Annotated in this window: 14 protein-coding genes; 5 read left to right on the forward strand and 9 right to left on the reverse strand. The window is 65.6% G+C overall.

All coding sequences use genetic code 11. The annotated features are described in order from the left end of the window. Positions 1-10: 10 nt before the first annotated feature. Genes ACWH43_RS04425 through ACWH43_RS04435 form a run of 3 tightly spaced genes read right to left on the reverse strand, consistent with a single transcriptional unit; the run spans position 11 to position 3,390 of the window. Positions 11-850 carry an ABC transporter permease gene (locus ACWH43_RS04425; RefSeq protein ID WP_260348686.1) on the reverse strand — a complete coding sequence of 280 codons (840 nt, stop codon included), beginning with the start codon at positions 848-850 and terminating at the stop codon, positions 11-13. Between the two features lie 2 nt (positions 851-852). Continuing rightward, positions 853-1,863, reverse strand: a complete 1,011-nt coding sequence (locus ACWH43_RS04430; protein ID WP_260348678.1) for an ABC transporter permease — start codon at positions 1,861-1,863, stop codon at positions 853-855. A gap of 60 nt (positions 1,864-1,923) precedes the next feature. Next, positions 1,924-3,390, reverse strand: a complete 1,467-nt coding sequence (locus ACWH43_RS04435; RefSeq protein WP_260348673.1) for an amidase — start codon at positions 3,388-3,390, stop codon at positions 1,924-1,926. A 707-nt stretch (positions 3,391-4,097) separates the two neighbouring features. On the opposite strand from ACWH43_RS04435, the gene ACWH43_RS04440 reads away from it, so the two are divergent. The 5 genes from ACWH43_RS04440 to ACWH43_RS04460 all read left to right on the forward strand — a co-directional run bounded on the left by ACWH43_RS04440 (position 4,098) and on the right by ACWH43_RS04460 (position 10,472). Beyond that, positions 4,098-6,377, forward strand: a complete 2,280-nt coding sequence (locus ACWH43_RS04440; protein ID WP_260348670.1) for a methyl-accepting chemotaxis protein — start codon at positions 4,098-4,100, stop codon at positions 6,375-6,377. Between the two features lie 384 nt (positions 6,378-6,761). Then, positions 6,762-7,457 carry a class II aldolase/adducin family protein gene (locus ACWH43_RS04445; protein WP_260348662.1) on the forward strand — a complete coding sequence of 232 codons (696 nt, stop codon included), beginning with the start codon at positions 6,762-6,764 and terminating at the stop codon, positions 7,455-7,457. A gap of 33 nt (positions 7,458-7,490) precedes the next feature. Continuing rightward, positions 7,491-9,437, forward strand: coding sequence for an FAD-binding monooxygenase (locus ACWH43_RS04450; RefSeq protein WP_260348660.1), 1,947 nt, complete (start codon positions 7,491-7,493; stop codon positions 9,435-9,437). Positions 9,438-9,527: 90 nt separating this feature from the next. Continuing rightward, entirely contained in the window at positions 9,528-9,995 is a 468-nt protein-coding gene (locus ACWH43_RS04455) for a MarR family winged helix-turn-helix transcriptional regulator (protein WP_260348652.1), read from the forward strand. A gap of 270 nt (positions 9,996-10,265) precedes the next feature. Then, complete coding sequence (locus tag ACWH43_RS04460) at positions 10,266-10,472, forward strand: hypothetical protein (protein WP_260348641.1); 207 nt, start codon at positions 10,266-10,268, stop codon at positions 10,470-10,472. Positions 10,473-10,509: 37 nt separating this feature from the next. Here the strand turns inward: ACWH43_RS04460 and ACWH43_RS04465 are convergent, their stop codons facing one another. The 6 genes from ACWH43_RS04465 to ACWH43_RS04490 all read right to left on the reverse strand — a co-directional run bounded on the left by ACWH43_RS04465 (position 10,510) and on the right by ACWH43_RS04490 (position 16,129). Next, on the reverse strand, positions 10,510-11,436 hold the full coding sequence (locus tag ACWH43_RS04465) for a DMT family transporter (protein WP_260348639.1): 927 nt from the start codon (positions 11,434-11,436) through the stop codon (positions 10,510-10,512). Positions 11,437-11,537: 101 nt separating this feature from the next. Continuing rightward, positions 11,538-12,734 (reverse strand): alpha-hydroxy acid oxidase, encoded by a 1,197-nt coding sequence (locus tag ACWH43_RS04470; RefSeq protein WP_260348635.1) that lies wholly within the window; start codon positions 12,732-12,734, stop codon positions 11,538-11,540. Between the two features lie 63 nt (positions 12,735-12,797). Beyond that, entirely contained in the window at positions 12,798-13,535 is a 738-nt protein-coding gene (locus tag ACWH43_RS04475) for an ABC transporter permease (RefSeq protein ID WP_260348632.1), read from the reverse strand. Between the two features lie 29 nt (positions 13,536-13,564). After that, complete coding sequence (locus tag ACWH43_RS04480) at positions 13,565-14,308, reverse strand: ABC transporter permease (protein ID WP_260348628.1); 744 nt, start codon at positions 14,306-14,308, stop codon at positions 13,565-13,567. Further along, entirely contained in the window at positions 14,305-15,294 is a 990-nt protein-coding gene (locus tag ACWH43_RS04485; protein WP_260348623.1) for an ABC transporter substrate-binding protein, read from the reverse strand. Before ACWH43_RS04485 ends, ACWH43_RS04480 begins: the two co-directional genes overlap by 4 nt. Before the next feature lie 19 nt (positions 15,295-15,313). Beyond that, positions 15,314-16,129 (reverse strand): ABC transporter ATP-binding protein, encoded by an 816-nt coding sequence (locus tag ACWH43_RS04490; RefSeq protein WP_260348611.1) that lies wholly within the window; start codon positions 16,127-16,129, stop codon positions 15,314-15,316. Between the last annotated feature and the right edge of the window lie 73 nt (positions 16,130-16,202).

The following is a 16,202-nucleotide window of genomic DNA, read 5'->3' on the forward strand; positions in this document are numbered from 1 at the left end:
GCCGCGTTCCTCAGGACAGATTCAGCGCCGCCCTGGGGTCGAGCTGGTCGCGCAGCCAGTCGCCGAGCAGGTTGAGGCCGAGCACGGTCAGGAAGATGCCCAGCCCCGGCAGAACCGCGAGCCACCAGGCGCGCGTGATGTAGGAGCGTCCCTCCGCCAGCATGCCGCCCCAGGTCGGGACGCTGGGCGGAACGCCCAGCCCCAGAAAGCTCAGGCTCGATTCCGCCAGGATCGCGGTCGCCATCGTGAAGGTGCCGATGATGATGGCCGAGGCGAGCAGGTTGGGCAGGACATGATGACGCAGCACCCAGATCGTGCCGCCTCCCATGATCTTGGCGGCGGAGATGTATTCCCGCGAGCGCAGCATCAGCGCCTGGGCCCGCGCGATCCGGCAGTAAGGGATCCAGCGCTGGATCGTCAGCGCAATGATGACATTGGTCAGGCTGGGTCCAAAGAAGGCGAGGATCGCGATCGCGAGCAGGATCGGAGGAAACGCCCAGAACGTCTCGACGACTTTCTGGATGAGGATGTCGCGTGTTCCCGAGAGGTAGCCCGAAAGAGCTCCGACCAGCACGCCCACGACGCCGGAGAGCACGACGACCGAACCGGCGATGGCCAGCGATACCCGCGCTCCCGACGTCATGCGCGATAAGAGGTCGCGCCCGAGATGGTCGGTGCCGAGAAGGTAGCCGCCTTCCGTGCCGAAAGGCGGTTCGAGCGCAAACAGCAGGTTCTGCTCATTGGGGTCGTGCCCGGCAATGAGGCCGCCGAAAAGCGCCAGCACGACGATGCTGCCGAGACAGACCACGCCGATGATGAATTTGAGTTCGAGGAAGCGCCAGGCCTGCATGGTCAGGTCCTCCCGACCCTGAGGCGGGGGTCGATCAGGACATAGACCAGATCGACGAGAACGTTCAGGAAGATGAAGATGAACGTGTAGGAGACGACGATCCCGGTGGTCAGCGGGATGTCGCGCGAGGTGACGGCCGAGTAGAGCAGCGAGCCGAGTCCGGGCCAGGAGAAGACGACCTCGACCACGATGCTGCCGCTGATAAGGGTCCCGAGCTCGAGGCCGATGATGGTGATGATCGGCACCGTTGCATTCGGCAGAAGATGGCTGCGGACGACCTCCCGCCGCTTCAGCCCCTTGGCGACGGCGGTGACGACGAATTCTTCCTGTCCGACGTCGATCACCGCCGAGCGCGAGATGCGCGCGATGATGCCGATCATGCCGAAGGCGAGCGTCGTGGCCGGCAGCAGGATGTATTGGAGCCCCTGGCGGAAGAGGCCGAGCTGGCCCTGCAGAAGGCTGTCGATCAGCACGAAGCCCGTCACCTCGCGCAGCGGGACGTCCAGTGGAATGCGTCCGCTCGAAGGCAGCAGGTTCAGATAGCCCGAGACGAACAGGACCAGCAGAATGCCGACCCAGAAGGACGGGGCGCTCACGCCGAGCACCGCGACGAGCGAACCGAGACCGTCGAGCCAGCTGCCCTTGCGCAGCGCCGTGGCGACGCCGAGCGGGACGGCGATCGCGGCGGCGATGAGCAGCGCGATCACCGCGAGTTCGATGGTGGCAGGCAAGCGCTGACCGATGAGCTCGGTCACGGGCGCGTGGTAGCGATAGGAGGTGCCGAAATCGAGTCGCGCCAGATTCGACAGGAAATAGAAGAACTGGACCAGCAGGGGTTGGTCCAGCCCCCATTGCGCCCGCATGCGGGCGAGATCGGCCTCGGTCGCATCCTCGGCCGCCAGCGTGCTCGCCGCGTCGCCGGGAGCGAGCCTGACGAGGGCGAAGATCCCCAATGCGACGAGGAGGACGACCGGAACGGCTCCCAGAACTCGTCCTGCGATATGTCGAAGCATCCTGGCTCCCCCCGCTCGGCACGGGACCGGCTCCGCTGCCGGTCGTCAGTGCCGCTCACATCAGCCGGCCGCGACGACGGGCTGCATGCGGTCGTTCACCTGTACCGTCCGCACATAGCTCAGGTCGGGCAGCGGCCTCGCCAGCGCGGGCGACGGCGCGAGAACCTTCTCGATCGCCTCGGCGACACGCACCAGATGCAGGTCCGCGTTCCTGCGACCGATGATCTGGAGGCCGAAGGGCAGGCCCCGATCATCGCGCCCGCACGGAATCGAGATGCAGGGGTGATTGATCAGCGTGATCGCGTAGGTCAGCCCGACCCAGTCGAAATAGTTGGCGATCGGCTCGCCCCCGATCTCGGCGGGATACATGTCGTGCTTGGGCCAGGGATAGGCTCCGACGGTCGGCGTGATCAGCAGGTCGAACTCGCGGAAGAAAGCCTGCACGCGCTGGTAGATGCGGTTCTGCTCGATGAAGGCCAGCGAAGCGTCCTCCAGGGAGAAGCGCGCGGCATGGTCCAGGTTCTGCTGAACGAGCGGTCCCCATTGCCTGGGCTTGTCCTTCTGGCGGTCGGCGAACATGCCGATATAGTTCACGGCGCGCAGGATCTCGTAGACGCGCCGGACCTCGCCGAAATCGGGATGCGCGACCGCCGTCTCGCGGAAGATGGATGCGAAGGCGGCCGTCCGTTCGTCGAAGGTGCGGCGCAGCCCTTCCTCGCAGGGGGCGAAACCCAGATCCTGCGAGAAGGCCACTTTCAACCTCGAGACGTCGACGGGCGCGTCGTCCTTCTCGTCGAGCGGCGTGGCCAGCGCGTCGATGCTCGCCGACGTCGCCATCGCACGCAGCAGCAGGCGCACATCCTCGCTCGTGCGGGCCATCGGCCCTTGCACCGGCAGGTGCGACAGGCCGATCAGCCGCTTCTCGGACGCGACGATGCCCGCCGTCGGGCGGAAACCCACAACGCCGCAATAGGCGGCCGGGATGCGCAGGCTGCCGGCGTTGTCGGAGCCGTGGGCGAGCGGCATCATGCCGAGCGACAGCGCGATCGCGGAGCCGCCGGAGGAGCCGCCGCAGGTCAGGCTCACATCGAACGGGTTGCCGCTGACGCCATAGACGGGATTGAAGGTGTTGCCGCCGGCGCCCCATTCGGGAGTGTTGGTCTTCGCAAAGACGATGGCGCCCTTGCGGCGCAGATTGGCGACCAGATGCTCGTCCTCGGCGGGCACGTGCTGCTCATAGAGCCGCGAGCCGTAGGTCGTGCGCAAGCCGGCCGTATCGTTGAGATCTTTGATGCCGATCGGCAGGCCATGCAGCGGGCCCAGCTCCTCGCCGGCCAGGACCGCCTTTTCAGCCCTTTCGGCGGCGGCCCGCGCCCCTTCCTTGTCGATGGCGACGACACCGTTCACGGCTTCGTTGGCGTCCTCGATCCGGGCGAGGCAGGACGTGAGCAGTTCGACCGGGGAGAGCTGTTTGGCGCCGATCAGGAAGCGGGCTTCGGAAGCCGTGAGGTCGCAGGGTTGGACCATTTCTTGCGTTTTCCCCTCGTTATCATTCCAACCGTTCATCGCGGCCGAATGGTATACCGTCATAACGAATACCATTCGTCCCTCGGCCGGCTTGTCAAGGTCGTTTCCTTAGCTATCGAAGCTTTTGGGTCTTCCGAAACTGCGCCTCGGGTTGGCGGCGCGGCGAGAGCCGCGGCGATTTCGCATGAAAGGTGGAATGCGTTCGCCTCTTGCTTCTTCCTGCCATGCTGCACGGATTTGGGTGCGTTTTGCTGCCGTACAGCCCGGAACAAGGGATTTCCTGGGGAATTTGCGCTCATGCGCCGACCGGAGCGTGTACGAGATTCGATTAGAAAATTGACCGGAAGCGACGCTGCCGCGCACGCTTCAGTTTCGCGAAAAGCCGCAAATCGAGGCCCAGAATTCTGTCAAACTGAATTGTTTGGTCTGAAAGATGTCGTTTGTCTCGATTGGGTGGCTCGTCCCTGTCCCGGCCGCTCGATCGTCCTACCAATCGCGATGTTGCGCGACAGAAAAAATAATGAGCTCAACGGCGTAAGCAGGTTCGCCGTCGGGCCGCCGGCATCCTGGCAGCCGGCTGTGTTCGGCGTTCTGAGCCTTTGGGCGCGGCTGTGGAGGAGGTCGCTTGTGGGAAGGCGCCCATCGGCGGCACAGAGAAAATTTAGGTTTCTAAGCAACGATCCTCGCCTCTGAACGGGGCGGACAAAATGCACAAAATCCGACTTGGCAATCTGCTTCATTGCCTGACGCTCGTGCCTCTCCTGGCACTGGTGTGCTTTGGCGCGATCCTCGCCTACCAGAGTTTCCGCACCTATCAGGAGGTCCGGAGGGCCTCGCATCTGCAGGCGCTCGTGGACGCGACGACGATCTTCTCGGCGACCGCGATCCCGAACGAAGGCAGGGCCGCCTATCCCTATCTCGCTCAGGGTACGGCCGAGGCGCGCGCCAAAATGGAAACGCAATGGCCCCTGACGGACGAGGCCTTCCAGCGCATCGAGCTCGCTGCCGGGGCCGCGCAGATCCCCAATCCCGAAACGGCCGGGTTGTTGCGGAGGATACTCGAGCAGCGCCAGCTCCTCGGCGAGATCCGGCAGAAGGCCATGCGCCGCGAGACGGATCGCTCGCAGATGGGCGCATTCCTGCAGAACAGCAGCAATCTCGCCAATGAGCTCGTGGGACGTATCGCCGGCGCGGTCGACAACAGCGAGATCGCCCGGCCGATCCTGGCGCTGCATGCGGCCCTTGAGATCAGCACCGGCAGTCTTAACGAAGGCGGCCGCGGCGAGATCGCATTCCAGACGGGCAAGCTGAGCCAGTCGCTGTTTCGCGTCATGCACCGGGGCGTGGAGCTCCAGCAGATCTTCGGGCGGCAGTTCGAAGCGTTCGCGCGGCCGGAGCACATCGCGCAATACAAGGATTTCCTCGGATCCGCCGACTATCAGCTGATCAACCGCGTGCGGCCGCTGCTGCTCGATGCCGGCTACGACAAGCTCGATCCCAAGGATGCACCCGGCTGGACGAAGGCCGACCAGGCGCGCCGGGCCTTCTGGCTGAAGCAGATCGAGGAGATGCGCAACAGCTTATCGGTGCAGACCGCGGAGCTGCTCGACTCGAGCTATCGCAGCTTCCTTCTTTACGGGGCGGCATCGGTCGTCGTCATCCTGCTTGCGGTGGGGCTGGCCTTGCGGGTGAGCCGCGTGATCCGCTCGCTGTTCGGCCGCCTTGCGGCTTCGATGACGGAGATCGCGGACGGCACCCTCGACACGACCGTCCCGTTTGCCGACCGTTCCGACGAGATCGGCCGCATGGCGGCCGCGCTCGACGTCTTCCGGGCCAATGCGTTGAAGGTCCGCGATCTGGAGCTGGAGGAGCGCAGGGCGCTGAATGCACGCGCGGAGCGCGCGCAGGCGATGTCCGAGGTCGTCGCGTCGGTCGGCGAGGTCGTCCATCGCGCTGCGGAGGGGGATTTCACCGGGCGCGTCCAGGTCGTCGCGGACGATCCTTCGCTGCGCGCCCTCGCCGATGGCATCAACCGGATCAATGCCGTCGTCGACGACGCCACCGGCGATTTCGAGCGGGTGCTGAAAGCGATCGCGGAGGGCGATCTCGTCCAGGATGTGAACCGTGATTACCGCGGGCGGCTCGATCAGTTGAAGACGGCGATCAACCGCACCGCGAACAGGCTGAGCACCGCGGTGGCGACGATTCAGAAGACGGCGCAGGAGGTGCAGGTCTCCTCCACCGAGATCAAGACTGGCGCGGATGATCTGGCGCAGCGCACGGAGCAGCAGGCCGCTTCACTGGAGGAGACCGCAGCCACGACGGAGCAACTGGCCGCTTCCGTGAAATCGACGGCCCGCTCCTCCAAACTGGTGGTCGCCGATGCAGAAGCGGCGCGCTCGGTCGCGACGGAGGGAGGTACGATCATCGGCCAGGCCGTCACCGCCATGTCACAGATCGAAACGACCGCCGGCCGCGTGGCGGCAATCACCAATGTCATCGAGGAAATCGCGTTCCAGACGAACCTGCTTGCCCTCAACGCTGCGGTCGAGGCCGCCCGCGCCGGCGATGCCGGCCGCGGTTTCGCGGTGGTTGCAACCGAAGTGCGGACGCTGGCGCAGCGCGCTGCGGACGCCGCCAAGGACATCGGCACGCTGATTTCCTCGTCGACGCGCGAGGTCGAGCAGGGCGTGGCGCTCGTGCGTCAGGCCGGCGACACGCTCGCGCGGATCGTCGAGGCGTCCGATCGGGTCGTCGGAAACGTGTCCCAGATCTCGGTCGCCTGCGACGAGCAGGCGAGCGGAATCGACGAGGTGAGCCAGGTCGTGGCGCATATGGATGAGATGACCCAGCAGAACGCCGCGCTCGCCGAGCAAAGCTCGGCATCGGCAGTGGCTCTCGCCGTCCAGATCGACCGGCTTCACGGATTGGTCGCGCAATTCCGGACGGCCGCGGCGGAGGAGGCGCATCTGCGGCGCGTCGCCTGACCCGGAGCGGGGCAAGGAAGGTCCGGGTATCGCCGACCTGGTTGAGCATCGCGCCAAGCGGAAGCCGCGTGAAGCCGTGGCCGGCCATTGCGTTCCGTACCTCCGTCAAAGCGCCCCAAGCATCTGATTCGTCGTTTTTATGCGGAGGCGTTCCGCTCTGCTCGAAAATGCGCCGATAAGGTTTGTAATTGATCTGTATGCTGATATTCAGTGCTCTCATATTCTCCAGCCTCCGCTGAGGCCGTCGCGGAGAGACAAGGCGGAACAGCTTCCAAGGGAGGACGGGCCATGTGTCGCAACGAGTCTGAAAGCCAGGCCGCGGTTGCGGTTCCTGACGTCGGCGGCGCTTCGGGCGACGTTTCGCCTGCCTTGCTCGACGAACTGGTGGCAGCCAATCACATCCTGTTCGACCAGGGTGTCGTCGATGCCTTCGGCCATGTCAGCGTCCGGCACGACAATCGGCCGGACCGTTTCTTCCTCGCCCGCAACATGGCGCCGGGAAGGGTCACTCGCGACGATCTGGTGGAGTTCACGCTCGATGGCGAGGCGGTGAACGCGAAGGGGCGCAAGGTCTATCTCGAACGCTTCATCCATTCCGAGATCTTCAAGGCGCGGCCGGACGTCCAGGCGGTGATCCATAGCCACTCGCATTCGATCGTGCCGCTCAGCGTCGTCAAGGGCGCGCATCTGCGTCCGCTGTTCCACATGGCGGGCTTCATCGGGCTCCGTGCGCCGGTTTTCGAGATCCGGGAGGTGGCCGGCGAGGCGACGGATCTGCTGATCAGTAACAACGACATCGGCGCGGCGCTGGCGCGGCATTTCTCTTCAAGCGATATCGTGCTGATGCGGGGGCACGGTTCGACCGTCGTCGGCGATTCGATCAAGCGTGCCGTCTATCGCGCGGTCTATGCGGAGCTGAACGCACGCTACCAGTTGCAGGCGATGCAGCTCGGCGAGGTCACCTTCCTGACCGAGGGCGAGTGCCGCGCCTGCGTCGACAAGGTCGAGGGTCAGATGCAGCGGCCCTGGGATCTCTGGCTCGAGAAAGCGCGCATTCGCTGCGAGGCCGTGCCCGGCTGAACCGCAAACCGTTCCGAGATCCTGGAAGCGCCCGTGCAATTTCATCTCGATGGTTTCAGGCCGGGGGATCCGGCGGTCCGGACGATCCCGGCGTCCGGAGGCGACCGGAGCCTGCCGCGGGAGGTCGATGTCATGATCGTCGGCTGCGGCCCGGCGGGGCTGGTCCTGGCGGCCCAGCTCGCCGCCTTTCCCGATCTCAGCGCCTGCATCGTCGAGCAGAAGTCCGGACCGCTCCAGATCGGGCAGGCGGACGGCATCGCCTGCCGCACGATGGAGATGTTCGAGGCCTTCGGCTTTGCCGAACGTGTCGTGAAGGAAGCCTATTGGGTCAACGAGACGACCTTCTGGAAACCCGATGAGGCGGATGCCGGCAAGATCATCCGCCACGGCCGCATCCAGGATACAGAGGACGGCCTGTCCGAGTTTCCGCATGTCATCCTCAATCAGGCGCGCGTGCACGATTTTCTCCTCGAGACCATGCGCAATGCGCCCCTCGGCCTCGAGCCGCATTATGAGTTGCGCTTTGTCGATCTCGAGATCGCGGGCGGGGATGGCGACGGCCGCCGGTCCCATCCGGTCGCGGTGAGGCTGGAGCGGGTGGGCTCCGAAGGCCGGGGAACGGTGGAGGTCGTCAAGGCCCGCTACGTGGTCGGTTGCGACGGTGCGCGCAGCGCCGTGCGAAAGGCGCTCGCCCGCAGCCTGACCGGCGACTCGGCCAATCAGGCCTGGGGCGTGATGGATGTCCTCGCGGTCACCGATTTTCCGGATATCCGCCTGAAGAGCGCCATCCACTCCGCCGAGGAAGGCAGCATGCTGATCATCCCGCGCGAGGGCGGCTATCTCGTGCGCTTCTATATCGAGCTCGACAAGCTCGCCGAAAACGAGCGGGTCTCGGCCCGCGCGATCACCGCGGACCGGCTCGTTGCGGCAGCCCGGCGCATCATCAGTCCTTATTCCCTCGATGTGAAGGAGATCGCCTGGTGGTCGGTCTACGAGATCGGCCAGCGGTTATGCGACAAGTTCGACGACGTCCCGGCCGGGGAGGATCGCCGGCCGCGCGTCTTTATCGCCGGGGATGCCTGTCACACCCACAGCCCCAAGGCGGGGCAGGGCATGAACGTCTCGATGGGCGATGCCTTCAATCTCGGCTGGAAGCTGGCGGCCGTCATCCGGGGACAGGCCTCGCCGCGGCTGCTCGACACATATTCGATCGAGCGCCATGCCGTCGCAAAGGAGCTGATCGATTTCGACCGCGAGTTCGCCCGGATGTTCAGCGCCCGTCCCAAAACGGGGGCCGGCAACCAGGATGATGCCGTCAATCCTGCCGAGTTCCAGCGCTATTTCGTCAAGCAGGCGCGGTTCACAGCCGGCACGGCCGTCCGCTACAAGCCCTCGCTGATCTGCGGCGATGGCCGGCACCAGGCTCTGGCAAGCGGCTTTCCGCTCGGCATGCGGCTGCATTCGGCCCCGGTCGTACGGCTGGCGGACGCAAAGCCGGTGGAACTGGGCCATTGTGCGAAGGCGGACGGACGCTGGCGCCTGGTCGCCTTCGCCGATGCGGGCGACCCTTTCGAGGCCGGATCGGAGCTGATGAAGCTCTGCCGTTTCCTCGATGCCGACGAATCGTCGCCCGTCCGGCGCCATACGCCGCCGGGACAGGATGTCGACGCCGTGATCGACGTGCTGGCGGTGCTGCAGCAGAACCATCGCGAGGTCGATATGGCCCGCGTCCCGGCCTTTCTGCGGCCGGCGAAGGGGCGCTACGGTCTATGGGACTATGAAAAGCTGTTCTGTGCCGACACGCGCTCGGGGCAGGACATCTTCGATCTGCGCGGCGTCCGCCGCGAGGCCGGCTGCGTCGTCGTCGTCAGGCCGGACCAATATGTCGCGGAGATCCTGCCGCTCGCAGACGGGGCAGCGCTCTCGGCCTTCTTCGCGTCCTTCATGCTGGTCGCGGGGGAGATCGGACCGGCGAAGTGAAAGAGGAAGACCGGTCCCGCTTGCCGCGGGAGGTTGCTCTGGGCATGGATTGCCGCCGTTGCGGGACGAAGGCGAGGCGGAGATCATAGAATGGCGAGCCAGAATCTCTATTCGATGCCCGGTCATCTGATCAGGCGCGCCCAGCAGATCGCAGTCTCGATCTTCCTCGACGAATGCGCGTCCCTGGACATGACGCCGGTGCAATATGCCGCGCTCGTCACCATCCGCGACAATCCGGGGATCGACGCGACGCGGTTGTCCGCGCTGGTCGCTTTCGATCGCTCCACGCTCGCCAACGTGCTGGAGCGTCTCGAGACGAAACAGCTCATCCTGCGTTCGGGCAATCACAACGACAGGCGCGTCAAGGTTCTGCGGCTCACGCCCGAGGGTGAGGCGGTTCTCGTGCAGGCCGAGCCCTTGGTCGAGCGAGCCCAGATGCGAATCCTGGCCCCGCTGGCGCCCGATGACCGGCAGGCCTTCCTGAGCATATTGGCCAGGCTCGTCGAATCCAACAACGAGGCCTCGCGCGCGCCATTGCGGTTGGTGTCGGCCAGCTAGAGCATGGCCCGAGAAGCGTAAGGCGGTTTTCGGAAGCGTAACGCGGTTTTCGGGAGAGCCGGTGCAAAATCAAAGGCCTGGAGCATTTGTGAGCGAGGTGAACACGGGTTCGCTCCGCCATGATCGAAAGCCTGATGGCCGCGACGGCCGAAATCGACCATGAGCATGAAGCTTGGCTGACAAAGCGCTTTTGTCTTGGACCACCGGCCTGCGGCTATCCTAAAATACCAGAGGAGACTTTCGCGCTCATGAGAATAGGGAGGATTTGACATGCCGACGATCCGTATTGAACCAGTCGAGGATCGTGCCTCCGGCCGCTTCGCCATCGAGATCTACCTGCCGGCCGACGCCGAAAAGCCGCTGGTGACCACGGCACCGCGCTACAAGAGCGCCGCGGCCGCCGAGCAGGATACCATTGCGATCCTGTCGGCCGCCGCGAACAACCCCGCGCCGGAAGAACCGCCCAACAGGCGGTAAACATTGATTGAATCTGCGGTTGATCGTGCAGCTGGCGTCAGGCGACGACCAGCAGCACCCCTGCAGTTGCGACCAATGCTGCGGCGATGGTGATAAGATTCGGAGCGCGTTCGGTTCGAAGGAGGAACGCGGCTATCAGCATCGAAACGAAAACCTCCAGCGACTGGATCGCACCGACGGTCGAGATCGCAGTGTACTGTATCGCATAAAAGTTGGCGATCTGCCCCGCTGCGAAGCATACCGCCGCGACTAAGCTCCAGACATTGCGCGCGATCAGCGCCGTGACGATCGTCCTGCGACGATGTCGGCTGACGAGCGCTGCCAGCATATAGTAACTCATGGCTGCCATGGCTCCGACGAAGGTACCCAACGCTCCGTCCGGAACGAGGTTGAGACCGAATTTACGCGCGACGTAGGCCGAGGCGTAACAGAGACCCGAAGCCGTTCCCCAGACATAGCCCAGCGGTTCGATCTTATCCGCTGCCGGTGCAGAAAACTTTCCGCTGCCCGCGAGATCGACCGCCACCAGAGCGGCTACGCTGATCGCGATCAGCAGAAGGCCGCCGAGCTTGGCCGAGGTCAGGATCTCGCCGAGAAAGACGACGCCGAACAGCACGGAGAAAAAGGGAATGGCGCGCTTGACCGCGGCACCGCGGATCGCGCCGAGATCCCGTACCGACAGGAAATAGAGGCTGCGGGCAAGGGCCGTCGCGAGAAGTCCCGAAAGCGCGAACCATGCGAGACCTGCGAGCGCGCCAGGTCTTCCGACCAGGTTCTCAGAACCCCGCGCCATGCTCAGCCAGAGGACTGCAGAAAGCAGCGCGGTGAAACCCACCGAGAGAATGGCCCCTCCGTCGCCGGGCCCGCTTTTGCGTGCCTTGGCGATCGCGACCCCGCCGAAGGCGAAGGCCAGGACGGACAGAATCGAAAACAGCTCGCCGAGCCGCGCCGCCAGCAATGTCATGGGAGAGGCGACCTTTCCACGCGGTTCGCCATCAGGCGAGCGGGATGAGGAGGGAAACGGGCGGGCGTGGCAAAGAGGGGAAGAGGCATCGATCGTGGCGCTCAGCACGCCGCGAGTTCGGACCGGGCGGATATCTTCCTGGACGCCGGATGCGGGAAGAGGATGTCCCTCGCGCGAAGCTCCGCGAGGGTGCGCACGCCTGTCAACGCCATGGTCCGATCGACTTCGTCCCGCAGTATCGCTAGCGCACGCTCGACCCCGGCCCGCCCCGCTGCCGCAACGCCGTACAGAGTCGCGCGCCCAAGCAGGACGGCATCGGCGCCGAGCGCCACAGCCTTGACGATGTCGGAGCCGCGCCGGATGCCCCCGTCCATGAGCACGACCATCCGACCATCCGTCGCTTGCACCACCTCGGGCAGGGCGTCGATGGAGGCCGGTGCGCCGTCGAGCTGGCGACCGCCGTGGTTGGAGACGATGACGCCGTCGGCGCCGTGCTCGCGGGCGCGCAGGGCATCGGCGCCGGAGAGGATTCCCTTGACGAGCAGCGGCCCGTTCCAGCGCTCCTTCAGCCGTGCGATATCGTCCCAGCAGAACGCGGGATTGCGCTTCGAGCGCGTGAAGTCGGCAAGCTCGGCAGCCGTGGCGCCGGGCGTCAGGAACTCGGCGAGGTTCTCGAAGCGCGGCATCCCTTTGTTCAGCCAGACATTGGCCAGCCAGCCGGGGTGAAGGAGACCGTCGAGCACGACCCGGGGCGTCAGGCGCAACTCATGCGAGAAATTGTTGCGCAGGTCGCGCTCGCGCTTGCCGGCCGTCAGCGTATCGACGGTGACGATCACGGCCTGATACCCGGCGTTGCGCGCGCGTTCGAGCAGCCGGCTTGCGAAGCTGACGTCACCCCAGGGGTAGAGCTGGAACCAGCGCGTGCCTGCGCCGATCGCGGCGACCTGTTCGAGCGCGTTGTTCGATGCCGTCGACAATGCGAAACCGACGCCCGCATCGGCCGCGGCTCGGGCGAGTTCGAGGTCCGCATCCGGCCAGAACAGGCCGTTGAGCCCGGTCGGCCCGATCATGAACGGCCCGAGGAACCGGCTGCCGAACAGCTCGACCGACTGATCGCGCTGCTTGTTGCCGGTCAGCACGCTTGGCGTCAGCCGCCACCGTTCGAAGGCGGCACGATTGTCGCGCAGCGTCGCTTCGTCCTCCGCTCCGCCGTCGAGATAGTCCCAGACCACACGCGGCAGGCGCCGTCGCGCGCGGGCAGCAAGGTCCGCGATATTGATCGCGTTGTCGAGAGGCATGGTCCCTTCCAATCGGATAAGGCGGAAGTCTGCGCAAGGCGGGCCGTCAGGAAAAACGATCGTTCACACCGCACCGTAGCGGCGCCCGAACGTCCGCAGCGCTGCATTGACGACCAGTGCGAGGGTAAACACCGAGATGAGCAGAGCGTACATCTCCGCCGTCCGGAAAGCATTGTAGTCCTGGATGATCAGATACCCCAGGCCGCGATTGGACATCTTCACCTCGGCCAGCAGCGCCCCGATCAGAGCCACGCCGGTGGCGAGCCGCAAGCTGCCGAGCACGGGCACCACGATCGAGGGCAGATAGACCAGCCGGACAAGCTGCGGCAGGGAGGCGTCGAAGCTGCGCACGACCCGGATCAAGATCGGACTGACGCTGCGCATGCCGCCGAAGGTCGCCACGACCACCGGGAAGAAAGCCGAGATCGCCGCCATCGCGATCTTCGGGCCGGTATCGATTCCGAAGAGCACCATGAGGATGGGCAGGAAAACGATCTTGGGTGCGGGGGCGAGCGCACGCACCCACGGATCGAGCACCGCGGCCAGCAGTCGCGAGACGCCCAGGGCGATCCCGCAGAGCACGCCGACGCTCCCGCCTATCAGGATGCCCGTGCCTGCTTCATAGGCGGTGACGCCGAGATGCGCGTAGAAGCCGGCATCCGCAAGCTGCCGCAGCAACGCCGAGCCGATGGCCCAAAGACTCGGCATGGCGCCGGTGAAAACGAGCCCCGATGACGAGATCGCCTGATATGCGGCCAGCAGGCCGGCGAGCGTCAGCATCCGGATCATGGTCACCGTCACGCCGCCGGATCGGGACGGGGCGAACGCAGTCAGACCGGCCGTAGCCATCGCTCCCCCCGCTCGATCAGCAAGAAAAACAGGCTGCTCAGCACAATGACGAAGACGACGGCCGAATACATCGAGGGAATATCGTAGCGGTCGTACATGTCGGCGACGACAAAGCCGAGACCGCCGATGCCCACGAGGAATTCGACCGCGACGATGTTGATCATCGCGTAGATCAGTCCCAGCCGCAAACCGACGAAGATCGTCGGAAGCGCCGCCGGCAGCACGATTTTGGCGAGGCTTTGCAGCGGCGTCATGTGGAGCGACAGCGCGAGATTGTGAAGAACCGGCCTCACCGCGGTGATTCCTTCCCGCGTCTTGATGATGACCGGGATCACCGCCACGACGAACCCCATCACCGCCACGGTCACTAGGCTCCGGCCGAAGAAGATCAGGAACAGCGGATAGAGCAGAATGATCGGGGCGGCGAAGGCCGCCTCGAGCCACGGTTCGTAGGCCTGCCCCAGCAGGCGCCGCCGCGCCAGCACGGCGCCGGCGGGAACGCCGAGCAGCAGCGCCGCCGCGGTGGCCGCGAAGGTGGTCTGAAAGGTCAGCCAGGTCGCGTAGCCCAGCCCCTCGTGCAGCACGAGGGCCGGGATGGCGGCCAGGATCTCGGAGGGCGGCGGCATCACGAACGCCGAAACCCGGCCGCTGCGCGACAGGGCCTCCAGCCCGGCCGCGACGACAACGAGCAACCCGATGCTGCCGATGCTCCCGCCGCGCGTCATGCCAGGAACCGGCCGACATTGGCCGTGAAGGCCTTGGTCTGGTCGGGCGTCAGCGGAGCGGACAACCGCTTGTCCTTGACGGCCTGCGCGACGCTGAGCTCGAGGTTGCCGATCGGGGCCAGCGCCAGCGCCGCCTTCGGATAATTGACGTCCCGCGCCTGCCGGCCGGTGGCGAGATCGATGCGGTTGAGATCGGCATACATCTGCACCGCCTCGTCTCCGGAATAGGCCCATTCGATCGTCTGCTGGATTCCCTTGAGAAGGCGCCGGATGGAATCCGTCCGCTCCGTCAGGAACCTGGTGTTGGTCATGCCGACGCGAACCGTCTGCGAGGCGAGGCCGGGAGCATCGTTGCCGCGGGCGATGATGCGCAGTTGCCCGGCACGTTCCTCGGCCAGGCCGACCGTCGGCGCCGACCAGCCGACATCGATCTGGCCCGACATGACCTGGGTGAGGGTGGCGCCGGGTCCGCCGGCGCCGACCAGCCTGGCCTTGACGCCGGCATGGTCGAGCAGGGTGGCGGCAATGAGCTCGCTCGAGGCGCCCGGGCGCGAGAATGCCACTGTCTTGCCGGCGCAGTCGGCGAGGCTGCGGATCGGGCTGTCCGCGCGCACATACCAGAACAGGTCGCTCGAGCCCGTCATCGCGGCGTTGGTGACGGCGACAGGGGCGCCTTTGACGAAGGCGCTGAGCGCCCCCAGGATGCCGGGCGCCACACCGAAATCGGTGGACCCGGCGATGATGGATTGCTGGATGTCGGCGCCGCCATCCGTCCAGATGATGTCGAATTCGAGCCCGTTATCGGCGAAGATGCCCTTCTGCTGGCCGAATAGGATGAGCGTCGTATCCCAGAAGCCCTTCTGGCTGCTGACGATGCGCATCCTGTCGGCGGCCCTGGCCGGCCGCGACGCGATGAGCGCGGCGCCCGCCCCCTGGAGCACGCTGCGACGCGACGGCGTGAACCATCGTATCGGCAGTCCTGACATACGTTTCTCTCCTCTCGATTCAGCCGGCTCTTCGGCCGCTTCCCCGTGACGCCTCGGCTTCCTTCATGCCGCGGCTCGCCTCCGCGCGGAGGTCGCCCCAGATCTCGGCGACGTAGCGCCCGAAACGCTCGTCGGTGACGCTGTCGGAGCTGCGCGGCCGCGGCAGGTCGATTTCGACGATCCGCAGCACACGCCCCGGCCGATAGGACATCACCACCACCCGATCGCTGAGCTGGACCGCCTCGGTGATGTTGTGGGTGATCAGCAAGGTCGTCTGTTTTAGCTCCTTGTGGATGGCGAGCACCCGGTCGCCGAGCAGCAGCCGCGTCTGCTCGTCGAGCGCGCCGAAGGGCTCGTCCATCAGTAGCACCTTTGGCTGGAAGGCCAGGGTGCGCGCGATCGCCGTCCGCTGCCGCATGCCGCCGGACAGTTCGACGGGGCGGCTGTTCTCGAAGCCGGTCAGGCCGACGAGTTCGATATAATGACGCGCGCGCTCCTCGCGCTCCGCTCGCGGGACCCCCTGGATCTCCAGGGGAAGCGCGACATTGGCCAGCACGGTCCGCCAGGGCAGGGTGGATTCCTCCTGGAAGACGATGCCGATGTCCTTGTGCGTCCCGACATGACGCCGCCCTCCGACGCGCACCTCGCCTTCGTAGTCGGGAAGGAGCCCACCGATGATGCCGAACAGGGTCGACTTGCCGCAGCCGCTCGGCCCGATGATCGAGACGAATTCGCCCATCCGCACATTCAGGCTGATGTCGCTGACCGCCAGCAACCCGCCGGGCGGATCGCCGTAGCGCTTCGAAACGCTGCATATCTCGAGATCATTGGCCAAACGAGTCCTCCCACCTGAAGTCGCGCAAAGCCGCCGGCACCGGCCGGCGGGGATCGGCGCAGTCTCTCTCAAG

It is taken from the genome of Allobosea minatitlanensis, assembly GCF_964020775.1.

Bases quoted from the DNA above. Each gene is read 5' to 3' on its own strand.
- ACWH43_RS04485 (WP_260348623.1), bottom strand. From the start codon at position 15,294: ATGTCAGGACTGCCGATACGATGGTTCACGCCGTCGCGTCGCAGCGTG.
- ACWH43_RS04465 (WP_260348639.1), bottom strand. From the start codon at position 11,436: ATGACATTGCTGGCGGCGCGGCTCGGCGAGCTGTTTTCGATTCTGTCC.
- ACWH43_RS04425 (WP_260348686.1), bottom strand. From the start codon at position 850: ATGCAGGCCTGGCGCTTCCTCGAACTCAAATTCATCATCGGCGTGGTC.
- ACWH43_RS04435 (WP_260348673.1), bottom strand. From the start codon at position 3,390: ATGGTCCAACCCTGCGACCTCACGGCTTCCGAAGCCCGCTTCCTGATC.
- ACWH43_RS04455 (WP_260348652.1), top strand. From the start codon at position 9,528: ATGGCGAGCCAGAATCTCTATTCGATGCCCGGTCATCTGATCAGGCGC.
- ACWH43_RS04470 (WP_260348635.1), bottom strand. From the start codon at position 12,734: ATGCCTCTCGACAACGCGATCAATATCGCGGACCTTGCTGCCCGCGCG.
- ACWH43_RS04460 (WP_260348641.1), top strand. From the start codon at position 10,266: ATGCCGACGATCCGTATTGAACCAGTCGAGGATCGTGCCTCCGGCCGC.
- ACWH43_RS04440 (WP_260348670.1), top strand. From the start codon at position 4,098: ATGCACAAAATCCGACTTGGCAATCTGCTTCATTGCCTGACGCTCGTG.
- ACWH43_RS04430 (WP_260348678.1), bottom strand. From the start codon at position 1,863: ATGCTTCGACATATCGCAGGACGAGTTCTGGGAGCCGTTCCGGTCGTC.
- ACWH43_RS04480 (WP_260348628.1), bottom strand. From the start codon at position 14,308: ATGACGCGCGGCGGGAGCATCGGCAGCATCGGGTTGCTCGTTGTCGTC.